The organism is Pseudomonas sp. B21-010, assembly GCF_024749325.1.
Lineage (GTDB): Bacteria > Pseudomonadota > Gammaproteobacteria > Pseudomonadales > Pseudomonadaceae > Aquipseudomonas > Aquipseudomonas kilonensis.
This window is the reverse complement of sequence record NZ_CP087198.1, coordinates 4820009-4836939: the sequence shown is the minus strand read 5'-3', so window position 1 is coordinate 4836939 and position 16931 is coordinate 4820009. Positions and strand designations below refer to the sequence as shown.

Below are 16931 nucleotides of genomic sequence, written 5' to 3'. Positions count from 1 at the left end.
GCATTACCTGCGCAGTGTAGCGATTTGCGGGCGGGCGATCTTTGTAAAATTCACAAGGCGATGGGGTTATGGTTTATGGAATCACCGTCAGGGAAGAACTGAGCACGCCCTCGGCTTTCGCTTCGCTTATTCCTATAAGCCATAACCCCCTTACTTTGCGTGATATGGCCTCGCCAGGTTTGCCGGTATGATAGGCGCCCCCGCAGTCCGGATTGCGAATACGCCATGACTCTGCAGTACCCAACCATCGCCGATTGCGTCGGCAACACTCCGCTGGTCCGTTTGCAACGCTTGCCCGGCGTGACCACCAATACGCTTTTGCTCAAGCTCGAAGGGAATAACCCGGCGGGTTCGGTCAAGGATCGGCCGGCGCTGTCGATGATCACCCGTGGCGAGTTGCGCGGGCAGATCCAGCCCGGCGACACGCTGATCGAGGCGACTTCCGGCAACACCGGTATTGCCCTGGCGATGGCGGCGGCGATCAAGGGCTACAAGATGATCCTGATCATGCCCGACAACTCCAGCGCCGAGCGCAAGGCAGCGATGACGGCCTACGGTGCCGAGTTGATCCTGGTGACCCAGGAGGAGGGCATGGAAGGCGCCCGGGACCTGGCCGAGCGCATGCAGGCCGAGGGTCGTGGCAAGGTGCTGGACCAGTTCGCCAACGGCGACAATCCCGAGGCCCACTACACCACCACCGGCCCTGAGATCTGGCGCCAGACCGACGGCACCATCACCCATTTCGTCAGCTCGATGGGCACCACCGGCACCATCATGGGCACCTCGCGCTACCTCAAAGAACAGAACCCGAACGTGCAGATCATCGGCCTGCAACCGATGGAAGGCTCGGCCATCCCCGGCATTCGTCGTTGGCCCGAGGAGTATCTGCCGAAGATCTACCAGGCCGAGCGCGTGGACCGCATCATCGACATGGCCCAGAGCGAAGCCGAGGACGTGACCCGTCGCCTGGCGCGCGAAGAAGGCATCTTCTGCGGCGTGTCTTCGGGCGGTGCCGTGGCGGGGATGCTGCGCCTGTCCAAGGAAGTTGAAAATGCGGTGATCGTCGCGATCATCTGCGACCGTGGCGACCGTTACCTGTCGACCGGCATTTTCGACGCGCCCAACTGATGGCCAAACAAGAAAGAGGCTTGCGCTTCCAGCCCAGCGGCGGAAGCCGGGCCCCGCAAGTGCCCACCGGTAAAAAGCAGCGCTTGACCATCGAGCGTCTGGCCAACGATGGCCGGGGCATCGCCTTTGTCGAGGGGCGCACCTGGTTTGTCATCGGTGCCCTGGCCGGCGAAGAAGTCGAGGCGCGGGTGCTCGGGGCCCATGGCAAAGTGGTCGAGGCGCGTACCGAGCGGGTGTTCCTGTCCAGTGAACTGCGTCGTGCGGCGCCGTGCATCCATGCCGGTCGCTGCGGCGGTTGCAGCGTCCAACATTTGCCCCATGACGAACAACTCGCCCTGAAACAGCGCATGCTCGCCGAGCAGTTGTCGCGGGTGGCTGGAGTTGAGCCGCAAGAGTGGGCAGCGCCGTTGAGCGGGCCGGAATTCGGTTATCGACGTCGCGCCCGGGTGGCGGTGCGTTGGGACCAGAAAGCGAAAAAACTCGAAGTCGGTTTCCGTGCCGTCGGCAGCCAGGACATCGTGGCCATCGGTGATTGCCCGGTGCTGGTACAGCCCTTGCAGCCGATCATGAGCCGCCTGCCGGAGATGCTGCGTCGCTTGAGCAAACCCCAGGCGCTGGGGCATGTGGAGTTGTTCGCCGGTTCGTCCCTCGCGGTATTGCTGCGCCACATGGCGCCGCTGTCGGAGGCCGACATGACGATCCTCAAGGACTTCTGCGCGTTCCATGAAGCCCAGTTGTGGCTGCACGGTGAAGGTGAGCCGCAACCGGTGGAGCCTGGGCAGGCCCTGGGGTTTCGCCTGGATGCCTGGGACCTTGAGCTGGCGTACCGGCCCGGGGACTTCATCCAGGTGAACGCCGGGGTCAACGAGGCGATGATCGCCCAGGCCTTGCAATGGCTGGCACCGCGAGCCGAGGAGCGGGTGCTGGATCTGTTCTGCGGCCTGGGCAACTTTGCCTTGCCGCTGGCCAAAAGCGTGCGCCAGGTGGTGGCTGTCGAAGGCGTGCAGACCATGGTGGATCGTGCGGCGGCCAATGCCGTCAGCAACAATTTGAATAACACGGCCTTTTTTCAGGCCGATTTATCCCAGCCTCTGGCTGATGCCGAATGGATCGGCGAAGGCTTTTCTGCGGTACTCTTGGACCCACCCCGTGACGGTGCTTTCGAGGTGGTGCGCAAGCTGTCGTCCCTGGGTGCCAAACGGTTGGTCTATGTATCGTGCAACCCGGCAACTTTAGCCCGGGATACGGTCGAACTGATCAAGCAGGGCTACCGGTTAAAACGTGCCGGGATTCTCGATATGTTTCCTCAAACGGCGCATGTCGAGGCCATGGCGTTATTTGAAGCGAGCCAGGATGGCTTGTCCGACTGACCCGTTCGTGCCAACCCGCCACAGTCCTGGGCGAAAACACGGGCATGAAGGTCAGCGAAGTTGACGCATTGAATCTGCGTCGTAGGGAAGGTAAGTAAAGATGGTACAGGTGAGAGCACACCAGCCGATCAACACCGACGGCAGTATCAATCTCGAGGCTTGGCTCGATCATGCGGTCAGCGTCGACATGGCTCTGGATCGCGAAGCCTTGAAGGCCGCCTGCGAGTTCGCTCGTGAGGCGGAGCAGCAACATAATGCGGCGAAGAACCTGTGGTCCGAAGGCACCTCGAGTTTCCAGACGGGCCTGGAGATCGCCGAAATTCTCGCTGACCTCAAGCTCGACCAGGATTCGCTGGTGGCGGCGGTGCTGTACCGCGGCGTGCGCGAAGGGCAGATCCAGCTACCGATGGTCAGTCAGCGCTTCGGCACGGTGGTGGCCAAGCTGATCGACGGCGTGCTGCGCATGGCCGCCATCAGCGCCAGCCTCAGCCCGCGCCAGTCCATGGTGCTGGGCACCCAGGGCCAGGTGGAAAACCTGCGCAAGATGCTGGTGGCGATGGTCGACGATGTGCGCGTCGCGCTGATCAAGCTGGCCGAACGCACCTGCGCCATCCGCGCCGTGAAGTCTGCCGATGACGAAAAACGCAATCGCGTCGCCCGGGAGGTGTTCGATATCTATGCACCCCTGGCCCACCGTCTCGGCATCGGTCATATCAAGTGGGAGCTGGAGGACCTGTCCTTCCGCTACCTGGAACCCGATCAGTACAAGCAGATCGCCAAGCTGTTGCATGAGCGGCGCCTGGATCGCGAGCGTTTCATCACCGATGTGATGACCCAACTGCGCGAAGAGTTGCAGGCCACCGGCGTGGTAGCCGACATCAGTGGCCGGGCCAAGCACATCTACTCGATCTGGCGAAAAATGCAGCGCAAGGGCCTGGAATTCAGCCAGATCTACGACGTTCGCGCCGTTCGTGTCCTGGTCCCGGAAATGCGTGACTGCTACACCGCGCTGGGGATCGTCCACACCTTGTGGCGGCACATTCCGAAGGAGTTCGACGACTACATCGCCAACCCCAAGGAAAACGGCTATCGCTCGCTGCACACCGCAGTGATCGGCCCCGAGGGCAAGGTACTGGAAGTGCAGATCCGCACCCATGCCATGCACGAGGAGGCCGAGCTGGGCGTCTGCGCCCACTGGAAATACAAGGGCACCGACGTCAAGTCCGGGTCCAACCACTACGAAGAGAAAATCTCCTGGCTGCGCCAGGTCCTCGAGTGGCATGAGGAGCTGGGTGACATCGGCGGTCTGGCCGAACAGCTGCGGGTCGATATCGAGCCGGACCGGGTCTATATCTTCACCCCCGACGGCCACGCCATCGACCTGCCCAAGGGCTCGACGCCGCTGGACTTCGCCTACCGGGTCCACACCGAGATCGGCCACAACTGCCGTGGCGCCAAGATCAACGGGCGGATCGTGCCGCTCAACTACAGCCTGCAGACCGGTGAACAGGTCGAGATCATCACCAGCAAGCACGGTACGCCGAGCCGCGACTGGCTGAACCCGAACCTGGGCTACATCACCACCTCGCGGGCACGGGCGAAAATCGTCCACTGGTTCAAGTTGCAGGCTCGCGACCAGAACGTCGCCGCTGGCAAGACCCTGCTCGAGCGTGAGCTCGGTCGCCTGGGCCTGCCGCAAGTGGATTTCGACAAGCTGGCCGAAAAAGCCAACATGAAAACCGCCGAGGACATGTTCGCCGCCCTCGGTGCCGGCGATCTGCGCCTGGCGCAGTTGGTCAACCTGGCCCAGCAACTGGTGGAGCCGGAGCGGGGCAACGAGCAACTGGAGCTGATCCCGCGCAAGGCCACCGGCTACAAGCCAGGCAAGCGCGGCGATATCCAGATCCAGGGCGTGGGCAACCTGATGACCCAGATGGCCGGCTGCTGCCAGCCATTGCCGGGGGATGCGATCGTCGGCTACATCACCCAGGGCCGTGGTGTGAGCATTCACCGCCAGGACTGTGCCTCGGTGCTGCAACTGTCCGGTCGCGAGCCGGAGCGGATCATCCAGGTCAGTTGGGGCCCGGTGCCGGTGCTCACCTACCCGGTGGACATCGTCATCCGCGCCTACGACCGATCCGGCCTGCTGCGTGACGTGTCCCAGGTGTTGCTGAACGAGCGGATCAACGTGCTGGCGGTCAACACCCGTTCGAACAAGGAAGACAACACCGCGCTGATGTCCCTGACCATCGAGATTCCGGGGCTGGATGCGCTGGGGCGGTTGTTGGGGCGGATTTCCCAGTTGCCGAACATCATCGAGACCCGGCGTAACCGGACGCCGGGGTGACCCCGTGATTAATGTGGGAGCGAGCTTGCTCGCGATGAAGGATGTAGTGACTGAAAAGCCGCAATCGCGAGCAAGCTCGCTCCCACAGGGCTTTTTTGTGATGGGATGGATTGATGTACAGCCTTGAAGATCTGCTCCACCTGATGAACCGCCTGCGGGACCCGCAGTACGGCTGCCCGTGGGATATCCAGCAAACCTACGCGACCATCGTCCCTCATACCCTGGAAGAAGCCTACGAAGTGGCCGATGCCATCGAGCGCGGCGACTTCGATCATTTGCAGGGCGAGTTGGGCGACCTGTTGTTCCAAGTGGTGTATTACAGCCAACTGGCCCGGGAAGAAAACCGCTTTGAGTTCGCCGGCGTGGTCGACAGCATCACCCGCAAGTTGATCCGCCGTCATCCCCATGTGTTTCCTACCGGTGACCTGTATGCGCCTGTGGATATCCCGCGCCTGAGCGAAGAGCAGGTCAAGCAGCGCTGGGAAGAAATCAAGGCAGAGGAGCGGGCCGAGAAAGCCGCTGCGCCCGAGCAGTTGTCGTTGCTCGACGATGTGCCGGGGGCGCTGCCGGCGTTGTCCCGTTCGGCGAAGTTGCAGAAGCGTGCGGCTCAGGTCGGTTTCGACTGGCCAGGCCCGTTGCCGGTGCTCGACAAAGTCCGGGAGGAATTGGACGAAGTGCTCGAAGCCATGGCCGACAACGATCCGGTGGCCATCAGCGACGAGATCGGCGATCTGCTGTTCAGCGTGGTGAATCTGGCTCGCCACCTCAAGGTCGACCCGGAAACCGCCCTGCGTGGCGGCAACGGAAAGTTCGAGCGGCGGTTCCGATTTATCGAACAGGCATTGCGCGACACCCACCGTCCCATGGAAGATTGCACCCTCGAAGAGTTGGACGCCTTGTGGGGCGAAGCCAAACGTCAGGAAAAGAATTTGCCCAGCTGTGGCTGAGGCCGTTGCCTAAGTGAGTAAGCACCATGAGCCTTTCCCTTCGCGACCAGTTGCTCAAAGCAGGGCTGGTCAACCAAAAGCAGGCCAAGCAGGTCGGCAAAGAGAAACAGAAGCAGCAACGCCTGGCCCATAAAGGCCAGATCGAACTGGATGACTCCCAGCAGCGTGCCGCCCAGCAAGCTTTGGCCGAGAAGGTCAAGCGCGACCAGGAACTCAACCGTCAGCAGCAGGAAAAGGTCGAGCAGAAAGCTCGGGCCGCGCAGATCAAGCAATTGATCGAAGTCTCGCGCCTGCCGAAGCTGACCACTGAGGACTATTACAACTTCGTCGACGACAAGAAGGTCAAGCGCATCTCGGTCAACACTCTGATGCGCAACAAGCTGAGCAGTGGCTCGCTGGCGATTGTCCACCATGCCGGCGGCTACGAAGTGATCCCGCGCGAGGCGGCCCTGAAGATCCAGGAACGCGACCCCCTGCGCATCGTCCAGCTCAACACCCAGACCGAAGAAGTGGATGCCGATGATCCGTACGCGGCGTATCAGATTCCTGATGATTTGATGTGGTAAGCAGGAAGCAATGCCATTGAGTTGAAACACAACACCTGTGGGAGCGAGCTTGCTCGCGATGGCGTCATATCAGTCAATGTCTCTGTTTCTGATATACCGCCATCGCGAGCAAGCTCGCTCCCACAGGGGGTGTTGTTATCGTTCAGGATTCTGCCATCTCACGCGAGCGCTGCCGCTCCTCACACTCCAGCTCGGCCTTGTAGCTGTGGGCGTCCGTTTCGGAGTGGAACATTCCCACCAGTAAATCCTGTTGATGCACATCCCAGATCCGGATACCGGCGGCAATGCCTTCGTGGGACATGTGAGCGTCGTCGCGTTCAGTTACTTTCACAGTCATCTTGCAAGCTCCAATCTCTGTTATCTGCAGCAAGGCGTGTGCAGGGCTTTGTTATAGGTTTTGGTAGCGTGCTAAGTAAATGCTTCGGCGTGTTAAGAAATTTTCATGGAAAACGCAGCAATCCTGCAGGCCAGGCAGTGCGCGGCATTCGGTCGCAGGTGTTGTTCATGAAAAAGGTTTCATGTTGCAGCGGCAAGCCTTGAGTGAGCGCAAGCCCCCTGTGGGAGCGAGCTTGCTCGCGAAGAGGCCATCACAGTCAATGACAATCCCTCCCCCCAAAGCGGAGGCTCAAGCTGTCGCAACAGGACAAGTTCGACGATTGGCATGCCTGCAAGAGATTTTTTAGCGCACCTGTCAACTCTGACAGTTACCCCGTTCCCCAAAATCTTGTTTACTTCTATCCAGTGCGGCGCGACGGGATGTGTTTGGGTGATAGTCGACAGTGCTTAGTCTGTTTTCGAGATGAAACAGTCGTAGAAGTCCATGGCGGGTGGTAGTCAGAGGAGTTATATGATGAATCTTTCCAAAGTTATATTTGTTGGGTTTGTCGTTATATCCAGCTGGGTGGGGGGCTATTCAGTAATGGCTGCTGATATGCCAAAGGGGGTCGTTAAGTTTTCTGAGAGAGAAGGAGGGACAGGCGATTCCTGTAGTCTTCCTACTGATAAAGATGGCTATTATGATATGCAGTATTATGGATGTAAAAATGATCAGATGACTTACTTTCAACTTGATAATGTACCTTCGGCCACGACGATACGGTTTGAATCAGAAAGGTGCGACGGCTCTACGCAAGAGTGGAATTTCGAAATAAAAACCATTATTCATCCTATTACTACTCGTTGGGTTAACTTGGAGGAATTGAAAAGTATTCCAGAGGGCTCAGTTGCAGTGAGAGGGGTTGTGCTGGTAAAGAAAAAAACTAATACCTCTGTGCCGATTAAGGGGAAACTAAGTTGCGTTCGCACGAAACCTTCGGCGCAGCCATAAATAAATTAAATTTAAAATATATTGGATTTAAAAAGGGCGTAAAGCGCAGATTTTTCATGACTTTCACCCGTATGGGTGAGGTTTATAAAAGTGGCCGTTGCTCCTCTATGCACTCGAACCTGTGGGGCGCGAGTTTGGAATCCGGGCAATAAAAAGCCCCGCATCGGCGGGGCTTGGTGTTATCGGTGTCGATCAACTGCCTTTCACAGCCTTGCCGTTGACCGTACCGTCCAGGAGCATGATGTTGTACTCCTTGCCGTCGGTCTCGACCTGTTGCAGGCGCACCAGCAGGTAGTCCCAGTCCTTGGCGAACCAGAGCACGGTGATGCGCTTGCTTTGTGTCGGGTCGCGCACGCGCTCGACCTTGATCGCATCGATCTGGCCGGCCTTGGTGTCGACTTTTTCCGAGCCCAGCACGCGGAAGTCATAGGTATCGACTTCGCCATCATCGACGACCTGATAGCTCATGCTTTTCTTGCCGGCCGCCACGTCGTGCTGCAGGGCCAACTGGTAAGTGGATTTATCGACCATGCCACGGTTGAGCGGCAGCTTGACCGCGTCACCGCGATCGGTGCCGGTGACCATCTTGGTGTTCCAGTCGAAGTCCAGGTCGGCCTTCTTGGCTTTGCCCAGGCCACCGCGTTCGAAGTGGTAGGACTGTGGCAGCAGCGTGTCCTTGTCCAGGGTCAGCGTGCTTTCTTCGGTCAGGCTGGCGATCATCATCGAAGCCTTGAAGCTCAGCTTCCAGGTGCCGTTGGCTTCCTTGGTCAGGCTGCGCTCGGCGGTGCCGCTCATGGGCAACTGTTTCCAGTCGGCGGTGTAGCTGGCGGAGAACGGTTGTAGTTCCGAAGCCTGTGCCATGGGCAAGGCAAGCAGAGCGCAAGCGAAGAGCAGGGCGCGACGCATAAAATCTCCTAGTATCGAATCAAATGGCCGCTGGCGGCGAGCAACTGGCCGTCCAGTGAGGCTCCGCGATCGTCGAGGGTCAGCCTTCCTTCGGCAAACCAACGCACGGCCATCGGGTAGATCTGGTGCTCGCGGGCGTGAACCCGTTGCGCCAGGCTTTGCGGCGTGTCGTGCAACTCTACCGGTATTACTGCCTGTACGACCAGTGGTCCGCCATCGAGTTCCTCGGTGACAAAGTGCACAGAGCAGCCGTGCTCCGTGTCTCCGGCCTCCAGCGCCCGCTGGTGAGTGTGTAACCCTTTGTATTTGGGCAGCAGCGAGGGATGGATATTGAACAGGCGGCCCTGGTAGTGACGCACGAAGCCAGCGCTGAGGATGCGCATGAAGCCAGCGAGGACCACCAGTTGCGGATTGAAGGTGTCGATTTGCTCGATCAGCGCGGCGTCGAAGGCTTCGCGGCCCTCGAACACCTTGTGATCCAGGACGCGGGTGTCGATACCCGCCTCTTTGGCGCGTTGCAGGCCGTAGGCATCGGCGCGGTTGGAAATCACCGCGCGGATACGGACCGGGCTGTCGCCGGTCCGTGTGCTGTCGATCAAGGCCTGCAAGTTACTGCCGGTGCCGGACAGCAGCACCACCACGTCACAGGTTGCGGACATCAGTGCGCCTTAAGGTTTTTCAGCTCGACCTGTGCAGCGCCTTCGGCCGCGATAGCGATCTGGCCGATGACCCAAGGCTGCTCGCCAGCTTCACGCAGTACGTTCAGGGCCGTCTCGACGTGCTCCTGGGCCACGCAGATGACCATGCCCACGCCGCAGTTCAGCACGCGGTGCATTTCGGTTTCATCGACATTGCCTTTCTCTTGCAGCCAGTCGAACACCGCCGGGCGGGTCCAGCTCGCTACGTCGACCACGGCCTGGGCGCCTTTTGGCAGCACGCGCGGGATGTTGTCCAGCAGGCCACCACCGGTGATGTGGGCCATGGCCTTGACGGCACCGGTGTCCTTGATCAGCTTGAGCAGCGGCTTGACGTAGATGCGGGTCGGGGCCATCAGCAGATCGGCCAGTGGCTTGCCGTCGAGCTGGGTGTTTTCGATGTCGGCACCCGAGACTTCGATGATCTTGCGGATCAGCGAGTAGCCGTTGGAGTGCGGGCCGGAGGACGGCAGGGCGAGCAGGGCATCGCCAGCGGCGACTTTCGAGCCGTCGATGATCTCGGCCTTTTCCACGACGCCGACGCAGAAGCCGGCCAGGTCGTAGTCTTCGCCTTCGTACATGCCAGGCATTTCAGCGGTTTCGCCGCCGACCAGGGAGCAGCCGGACAGCTCACAGCCAGCGCCGATGCCGGTCACGACCTGGGCGGCGGTGTCGACGTTCAGTTTGCCGGTGGCGTAGTAGTCGAGGAAGAACAGCGGCTCGGCGCCGCAGACCACCAGGTCGTTCACGCACATGGCCACCAGGTCGATGCCGATGCTGTCGTGCTTGTTCAGGTTCAGGGCCAGGCGCAGCTTGGTGCCGACGCCGTCGGTGCCCGAGACCAGGACCGGTTGCTTGTAGCCGGCCGGGATCTCGCAGAGGGCGCCGAAACCGCCCAGGCCGCCCATGACTTCCGGACGCGCAGTGCGCTTGGCGACGCTCTTGATGCGTTCGACCAATGCTTCACCGGCGTCGATGTCTACACCGGCGTCCTTGTAGCTCAGGGAGGGTTGCTTGCTCATGATCCAGGCCTTTAGGGGGGGATTTCTGGGTAACGACCGACGCCGGGGCCATTGAATAACCGTTGTACGAATTATTCCGGGAGCCCAGCCATTGCCGGTCTGCGAAGGCGCGCGATTTTATCAGGCTTGAGGGGCAGCGGCCATCCTCGCGCCGACGGGCAGGGACATATCCACGGAAAAAAACCGATATTTCTTATATTGGTACTGCGTAGCGCGTCTGTATAAGGTGTAGCGGTAACCGGTTATGGTGATGACCGTGCGAAACTTCCACCGGGTGTGTGAATGTTTTGCCGGGTGCTGTGGTCACAGCCATGCTCAATCTTCTTCACACGGCCTGTTCCAGCCGTTATGTCCGGGAATCTTCCATGCGTTTGTTCAAATTCTTGTCCGTGAGCTGCTTGTCGCTGATCAGCCTGGCGAGCCATGCCGAAACCGTCAATGGCCTCTATCAGGTGCTCGAACCGGTCAGCAACCAGACCCCGGAGGAGCGTAACCAGGCGACCCTGCGCGCCCTGGACACTCTGGTGCTGCGCCTGACCGGCGACGCCAAGGCTGCCCAGAATCCTGGTCTGGCGGCGATCCGCAAGGACCCGCAACAGATCATTCTTCAATATGGCTACGACGCCGGCCCGCCGGAAAGCCTCAAGGTGGACTTCGACCCGGCGAGTACCGACCGGGCATTGCGCTCGGCAGGCTTGTCGCTGTGGAGCGCGAACCGGCCATCGATCCTGGGCTGGTGGCTGAACGACTCTGCCGAGGGCTCCAGCCTGGTGGGCGATGGCCAGGCCAGCGCCACGCCATTGCGGCGTGCCGCCCAGCATCGGGGGCTGGCATTGCACCTGCCGCTGGCGGACTTGAGCGAGCAGATCGTTGCCACCGCACCCAACCTGGAAGGCAGCGACCCGGCGCCTTTGCGCGATGCCTCGGAGCGTTACGCGACAGACGCTTTGCTGGCGGTCCATGCCAAGGAAGAGGGTGGACAGTGGCACGGCACCTGGCGCCTGTGGCTGGGCGATCAGCGTGAGCAGGGCACTGCCCAGGGCGCCGATCCGGCCGCACTGGCTGACGCGGTGATGCTGGCGGTGAACCAGCGCCTGGCGCCACGCTTCGTTGCCAAGCCGGGCGTGGCGACTGAACAGTTGCTGGAGGTGCAGGGCATGAACCTTGAGCGGTATGCGGCGCTTGGGCGTTTACTCGAACCATTTGGCGGGCAGTTGCAGCGGGTCGAAGGCGACCGGATCGTCTATCGGGTCAACGGCAGTGCCGAACAACTGAAGGCGCAGTTGGCCCTGGCGAAACTGCAGGAGATCCCGCCCGGCGAGGCCGTCGCGCCAGTGCCAGTGGCGCCGCCCGCCGCCGATGGCTCGGCCCCGGTTGCAGCACCTGTGCCGGCGCCGGCAGCCAATCTGCGGTTCCGCTGGTAGGTTTTCTTTCTTTATATAGCTAGGAGTGGTTCATGGTCGATACGCGGCGTTGGTTCTGGTTGGGCGGGGTTGCCCTGCTGATTGCGCTTATCTATTTGCTGCATCCGATCCTGACGCCGTTCCTGGTTGCGCTGCTGCTGGCCTATCTGTTCGACCCGGTGGTGGATCGCCTGGAAAAACTCGGCCTGTCGCGAACCTGGGGCGTTGTGGCGGTGTTTGCGTTGTTCACCTTGATTGTGGGCGCACTGTTGCTGGTGCTGATCCCGATGCTCGCCAAGCAACTGTTGCGCCTGTACGAATTGGCGCCGCAGATGCTCGATTGGTTGCAGCACAGCGCGGTGCCGTGGGTGCAGTCGAAGCTGGGGTTGGCGGACGGTTTCTGGAAGTTTGACAAGGTCAAGGCGGCTATCAGCGAGCACATGGGCCAGACCACCGACATCGTCGGCGTGGTGTTGAGCCAGGCCACGGCCTCGGGCCTGGCGTTGATCGGCTGGCTGGCGAACCTGGTGCTGATTCCAGTGGTGGCCTTCTATCTGCTGCGGGACTGGGATCTGATGATGGCGAAGATTCGCAGCCTGCTGCCGCGTCATCGTGAAGAACGCATCATGACCCTGACCGGCGAATGCCACGAAGTGTTGGGGGCGTTTGTGCGCGGGCAACTGCTGGTGATGGTGGCCCTGGGTTTCATCTATGCGGCAGGCCTGATGTTGGTGGGACTGGAGTTGGGGCTGTTGATCGGCCTGATCGCCGGCCTGGCCGCCATCGTGCCGTACATGGGTTTTGTGATTGGTATTGGCGCGGCATTGATCGCCGGATTGTTCCAGTTCGGCGGCGACCTGTACCCGATGGTGGGCATCGTCGCGGTGTTTATGGTCGGTCAGGCCCTGGAGGGCATGGTGCTGACGCCGCTGCTGGTGGGCGATCGTATTGGCCTGCATCCGGTGGCGGTGATCTTCGCGATCCTGGCGGGGGGCGAGTTGTTCGGCTTCACCGGGATCCTGCTGGCGCTGCCGGTGGCGGCGGTGATCATGGTGCTGGTGCGTCATATGCACGATTTGTACAAGGATTCGGACATCTATAGCGGCGCCGAAGACCCTGATCTGTAGGGCGAATGTCGGGCGGAGCGTCAGGGAAACCGCCGCTCCGCTGTCTTACCGCTGCAAACCTTTGATTTTGCTCGTGGTCCGGCGCATTGTGCGGTCCGCGCCACGGGTATAAACTTTGCGCACTTTACACAGAGGCCACTAACGGTTCCCGAGGAACTGTTCAGTCAGCATGAAACCGATTCAGCTGCCCCTAGGTGTGCGTCTGCGTGATGACGCCACCTTTATCAATTACTACCCAGGCGCCAATGCCGCTGCACTCGGCTATGTCGAGCGGCTTTGCGAAGCCGACGCCGGCTGGACCGAAAGCCTGATCTATCTGTGGGGCAAGGACGGGGTAGGGCGCACGCATCTGTTGCAGGCCGCGTGCCTGCGGTTCGAGCAATTGGGCGAACCTGCGGTGTACCTGCCGTTGGCCGAGTTGCTCGATCGCGGCGTTGAAATCCTCGACAACCTTGAGCAGTACGAACTGGTCTGCCTGGACGATCTCCAGGCCGTGGCCGGCAAGGCTGACTGGGAAGAAGCGCTGTTTCATCTGTTCAATCGGTTGCGCGACAGCGGTCGGCGCTTGCTGATCGCCGCGTCGACGTCGCCACGGGAGCTGCCGGTGAAGCTGGCGGACCTCAAGTCCCGTCTCACCCTGGCGCTGATTTTCCAGATGCGCCCGCTGTCCGACGAAGACAAACTTCGTGCCTTGCAGCTGCGTGCGTCCCGGCGTGGCCTGCACCTGACCGACGAAGTCGGGCATTTCATCCTCACCCGGGGAACCCGCAGCATGAGTGCGTTGTTTGAACTGCTCGAACGCCTCGACCAGGCCTCACTCCAGGCCCAGCGCAAGCTGACTATTCCTTTTTTGAAAGAAACTTTGGGCTGGTAGAACCGTTGCAAATAGTGGCTCTTGGCCTGCTCTGGGCGCGGCGAAACCCGCGGTCCTGCTGGGCTGCAGGCCACGTGACGTTCAAAATGGGCTTAAGCGCTTAGATGTAAACGTAAAACCGAGAAGTCACATTTGCATCGATTGAATTTGCAAATGAGGTTGATAGAAGGCATAGTCTCGCCATCTTTACTACTTCAGCCACGGTCGTGCCCATGCTAAATCGCTTCGCACCCCTCGTGCCTCTCGCACTTGTTACCCTGTTGTTTGGTTGCGCTGCCCACTCTCCAGTGACCCAGCAAGCGCCACAACCTCAGGTCAAGAACTCCGTTACCGCCCAGTCTTCCTCCGTTGCGTTCCAGGAAGAAATGGCCTCCGACAAAGAGCTCGCAGCCTTCGCCGGCAGCAAGCCTTACCAGCTTCCAGTACTGGCTGACAGCATCCTGGAACGCGGGATGTCGTTGATCGGTACCCGCTACCGTTTTGGTGGTACCTCTGAAGCCGGCTTCGATTGCAGCGGTTTCATCGGTTATCTGTTCCGCGAAGAGGCCGGCATGAACCTGCCGCGTTCCACTCGCGAAATGATCAACGTGAACGCCCCACTGGTGGCTCGCAACCAACTTGAACCCGGTGACCTGCTGTTCTTCAGCACCAACGGTCGTCGCGGTCGTGTCAGCCACGCCGGTATCTACCTGGGCGACAACCAGTTCATCCATTCCAGCAGCCGCCGCAGCGGTGGCGTGCGGATCGACAGCCTGGGCGACAGCTACTGGAACAAGACCTTCATCGAAGCCAAGCGCGCCCTCGCCATGGCACCGACTGTGGTCACTGCCCGCAAGTAAGCACACAGTTTGTAAGGCAAACTTAAAGTCTTACTTGAAGTTTGCCATATAGTCGCTAGAATCCTGATCATTGTTTGATGGCAATCCGCCTGCGTACTCCGCAGGCGGATTTGTTTTCATGCCCACGGCAGAAAAGCCGCATCCAGATCAGGATTGTTCTGCATATGTCGACGCCGGCCCGCCTCGCTCTCATGTTCCTCGCCGCGCTGCTCAGCGCGTGCGCCAGCCGCACTCCACCGCCGCCTGCTCCAGTGCGGGCTCCGGTGGTCTTTGCTCCCGCGCAACCCTTTTCCCCGGCCGCCGAAGATGTGCTCTTCCGGGCGCTTGGCCTGGTGGGCACGCCTTATCGCTGGGGTGGTAACACGCCGGATTCGGGTTTTGATTGCAGTGGCCTGATTGGCTATGTGTACCGCGACGCTGCGGGCATTTCCCTGCCGCGTTCCACCCGCGAGATGATCGGCATGCGCGCCCCGGATGTCGGCAAGGAAGCCTTGCAGACCGGCGATTTGATTTTCTTTGCCACCAACGGCGGCGCCCAGGTCAGCCATGCCGGTATCTATGTCGGTGAGGGGCGTTTTGTTCACGCGCCGGCCACGGGTGGCACGGTCAAGCTCGATAGCCTGTCCAAGGCTTATTGGCAGAGGGCTTACCTGGGCGCCAAGCGTGTGCTGCAGCCGGAGCATCTGGCGCGTAATCCCTGACGATTAAGAAGATCGACTCTGCTGGAGTGGCTCTTGTGGCGAGGGAGCTTGCTCCCGCTCGGTTGCGCAGCAACCGCAAAAGGCTTGGGGCTGCTGCGCAGCCCAGCGGGAGCAAGCTCCCTCGCCACGGTTCGGTTCCAGTCCTTAGTTCTTCGAAACACGCCAGATTTTGTTCCCCACATCATCGGCCACCAACAACCCACCCTGCTTGTCGATCACTACGCCCACTGGCCGGCCCTGGGCTTTTTCGGCGGCGTTGAGGAAGCCGGTCAGCACATCCACGGGTTGCCCCGCCGGCTTGCCGCCGTTGAACGGTACGAAAATCACTTTATAACCACTGTGGGGCTTGCGGTTCCAGGAGCCGTGCTGGCCGATGAAAGCCCCTTCGGTAAACGGTGCAGGCAAGCTGCTGCCCTTGGCGAAGGTCAGGCCCAATGAGGCGGTGTGAGGGCCGACGGCGTAGTCCGGGGCGATGGCCTTGGCCACCAGGGCCGGGTTCTGTGGTTCGACCCGGATATCGACGTTCTGCCCGTAGTAGCTGTAGGGCCAGCCATAGAAGGCCCCGTCCTTGACCGACGTGATGTAGTCCGGCACCAGGTCGCTGCCGATCTCATCCCGTTCGTTCACCGCCGTCCAGAGTGCGCCGCTGCGGGGTTCCCAGGCCAGGCCGTTGGGGTTGCGCAAGCCCGAGGCGAAGATGCGGTGATTGCCGCTGGCACGGTCCACTTCCCAGATGGCGGCGCGACCTTCTTCCGCCTCCATGCCGTTTTCCGCGACGTTACTGTTCGAACCGGTGGTGACGTACAACTTGCTGCCGTCGCGACTGGCAATCACGTTCTTGGTCCAGTGATGGTTGAGTGTGCCGCCGGGCAGATCGACGACCTTGGTCGGCTGCGCCTGGATTTGCGTGTCACCGTCCTTGTAGGGGAAGCGGATCAGCCGGTCGGTATCGGCCACGTAGAGGTCATTGCCGACCAGGGTCATGCCGAACGGCGAGTTGAGGTTTTCCAGGAACACCGTGCGGGTTTCGGCGATGCCGTCGTGATTGGCGTCGCGCAACAGGGTGATGCGATTGGGGCTGGGTACGCCTGCGCCGGCGCGGCCCATGACTTTTTTCATCACCCAGCCCCGGATGCCCTTGGCGTCGTCCGGCTTGGGCGGGGCGTTGGTTTCGGCCACCAGCACATCACCATTGGGCAGCACATAGAGCCAGCGCGGATGGTCCAGTCCTTCAGCGAATGCATCCACTTGCAGGCCCGGGGCCGGGGTTGGCTTGGCGCCTTGCGGCCAGCCGACGGCTTCGGCGATGTTGACGGTGGGGATCAGGGTCTTGTTCGGTTCGGGCAGTTTCGGCGCAGGGCCGGTGCCGTCGGACACTTGCAAGGTGGACGACTCGCCACAAGCGACAAGTCCGGCGGCAAGGGCGACGATCAGGAGGTGGGGGGGCTTGAGCATGCTGGCTTCCCTATGAATGCATGTAGTTATTCATAGAGGAGCGTAGACGCGCGATGGTTCAACCGTGGGTAGGCCTGTCAGCCAGGCAGTATCTGGATTTTGTGCATGCTGAAAATCCAGTGTGGGAGCGAGCTTGCTCGCGATGGCGGTGTATCAGCCTGCGTTGATGTTGACTGGCACACCGCTATCGCGAGCAAGCTCGCTCCCACAGTTTCTTCCACAGT

The 16931-nt window shown here is 60.7% G+C and carries 16 protein-coding genes; 11 read left to right on the top strand and 5 right to left on the bottom strand.

Annotated features, from left to right (window positions below; genetic code table 11):
- Window positions 1-225: 225 nt before the first annotated feature.
- The 5 genes from cysM to LOY50_RS21365 all read left to right on the top strand — a co-directional run bounded on the left by cysM (window position 226) and on the right by LOY50_RS21365 (window position 6358).
- Window positions 226-1128 (top strand): cysteine synthase CysM, encoded by a 903-nt coding sequence (gene cysM, locus LOY50_RS21385; RefSeq protein ID WP_003204682.1) that lies wholly within the window; start codon window positions 226-228, stop codon window positions 1126-1128.
- Complete coding sequence (rlmD, locus tag LOY50_RS21380) at window positions 1128-2498, top strand: 23S rRNA (uracil(1939)-C(5))-methyltransferase RlmD (RefSeq protein ID WP_258689143.1); 1371 nt, start codon at window positions 1128-1130, stop codon at window positions 2496-2498. Before cysM ends, rlmD begins: the two co-directional genes overlap by 1 nt.
- A 100-nt stretch (window positions 2499-2598) precedes the next feature.
- Complete coding sequence (gene relA / locus LOY50_RS21375; RefSeq protein WP_214509574.1) at window positions 2599-4845, top strand: GTP diphosphokinase; 2247 nt, start codon at window positions 2599-2601, stop codon at window positions 4843-4845.
- A gap of 113 nt (window positions 4846-4958) precedes the next feature.
- The gene (gene mazG, locus LOY50_RS21370; RefSeq protein ID WP_253477223.1) at window positions 4959-5792 is read left to right on the top strand and encodes a nucleoside triphosphate pyrophosphohydrolase; all 834 of its coding nucleotides are present in this window, start codon (window positions 4959-4961) and stop codon (window positions 5790-5792) included.
- Between the two features lie 26 nt (window positions 5793-5818).
- Complete coding sequence (locus LOY50_RS21365) at window positions 5819-6358, top strand: DUF2058 domain-containing protein (protein WP_214509576.1); 540 nt, start codon at window positions 5819-5821, stop codon at window positions 6356-6358.
- A 142-nt stretch (window positions 6359-6500) separates the two neighbouring features.
- Here LOY50_RS21365 and LOY50_RS21360 read toward each other — a convergent pair whose 3' ends face one another.
- Complete coding sequence (locus LOY50_RS21360; RefSeq protein WP_253477220.1) at window positions 6501-6695, bottom strand: hypothetical protein; 195 nt, start codon at window positions 6693-6695, stop codon at window positions 6501-6503.
- A gap of 513 nt (window positions 6696-7208) precedes the next feature.
- Between LOY50_RS21360 and LOY50_RS21355 the strand changes: the two genes are divergently transcribed.
- Window positions 7209-7685 (top strand): hypothetical protein, encoded by a 477-nt coding sequence (locus LOY50_RS21355; protein WP_253477217.1) that lies wholly within the window; start codon window positions 7209-7211, stop codon window positions 7683-7685.
- A gap of 192 nt (window positions 7686-7877) precedes the next feature.
- Here LOY50_RS21355 and LOY50_RS21350 read toward each other — a convergent pair whose 3' ends face one another.
- From LOY50_RS21350 to purM, 3 genes are read right to left on the bottom strand one after another with little or no spacing between them, the layout of a single operon-like run.
- Entirely contained in the window at window positions 7878-8591 is a 714-nt protein-coding gene (locus LOY50_RS21350) for a DUF3108 domain-containing protein (protein WP_258689141.1), read from the bottom strand.
- Window positions 8592-8599: 8 nt separating this feature from the next.
- Complete coding sequence (gene purN / locus LOY50_RS21345) at window positions 8600-9250, bottom strand: phosphoribosylglycinamide formyltransferase (RefSeq protein WP_258689140.1); 651 nt, start codon at window positions 9248-9250, stop codon at window positions 8600-8602.
- Window positions 9250-10308 carry a phosphoribosylformylglycinamidine cyclo-ligase gene (purM, locus tag LOY50_RS21340; protein WP_018610352.1) on the bottom strand — a complete coding sequence of 353 codons (1059 nt, stop codon included), beginning with the start codon at window positions 10306-10308 and terminating at the stop codon, window positions 9250-9252. Before purM ends, purN begins: the two co-directional genes overlap by 1 nt.
- A gap of 365 nt (window positions 10309-10673) precedes the next feature.
- On the opposite strand from purM, the gene LOY50_RS21335 reads away from it, so the two are divergent.
- From LOY50_RS21335 to LOY50_RS21315, 5 genes are all read left to right on the top strand, one after another.
- Window positions 10674-11732 (top strand): DUF2066 domain-containing protein, encoded by a 1059-nt coding sequence (locus LOY50_RS21335; RefSeq protein WP_258689138.1) that lies wholly within the window; start codon window positions 10674-10676, stop codon window positions 11730-11732.
- A gap of 32 nt (window positions 11733-11764) precedes the next feature.
- The gene (locus tag LOY50_RS21330; RefSeq protein WP_253477211.1) at window positions 11765-12838 is read left to right on the top strand and encodes an AI-2E family transporter; all 1074 of its coding nucleotides are present in this window, start codon (window positions 11765-11767) and stop codon (window positions 12836-12838) included.
- Window positions 12839-13007: 169 nt separating this feature from the next.
- On the top strand, window positions 13008-13712 hold the full coding sequence (hda, locus tag LOY50_RS21325) for a DnaA regulatory inactivator Hda (RefSeq protein WP_003178999.1): 705 nt from the start codon (window positions 13008-13010) through the stop codon (window positions 13710-13712).
- Between the two features lie 212 nt (window positions 13713-13924).
- Window positions 13925-14551, top strand: coding sequence for a C40 family peptidase (locus tag LOY50_RS21320; protein ID WP_214509579.1), 627 nt, complete (start codon window positions 13925-13927; stop codon window positions 14549-14551).
- A gap of 164 nt (window positions 14552-14715) precedes the next feature.
- Window positions 14716-15252 (top strand): C40 family peptidase, encoded by a 537-nt coding sequence (locus LOY50_RS21315; protein ID WP_214509580.1) that lies wholly within the window; start codon window positions 14716-14718, stop codon window positions 15250-15252.
- 144 nt (window positions 15253-15396) lie between these two features.
- Here the strand turns inward: LOY50_RS21315 and LOY50_RS21310 are convergent, their stop codons facing one another.
- Window positions 15397-16707: a sorbosone dehydrogenase family protein gene (locus LOY50_RS21310; RefSeq protein WP_258689135.1), complete on the bottom strand. Its 1311-nt coding sequence runs from the start codon at window positions 16705-16707 to the stop codon at window positions 15397-15399.
- Window positions 16708-16931 lie beyond the last annotated feature (224 nt).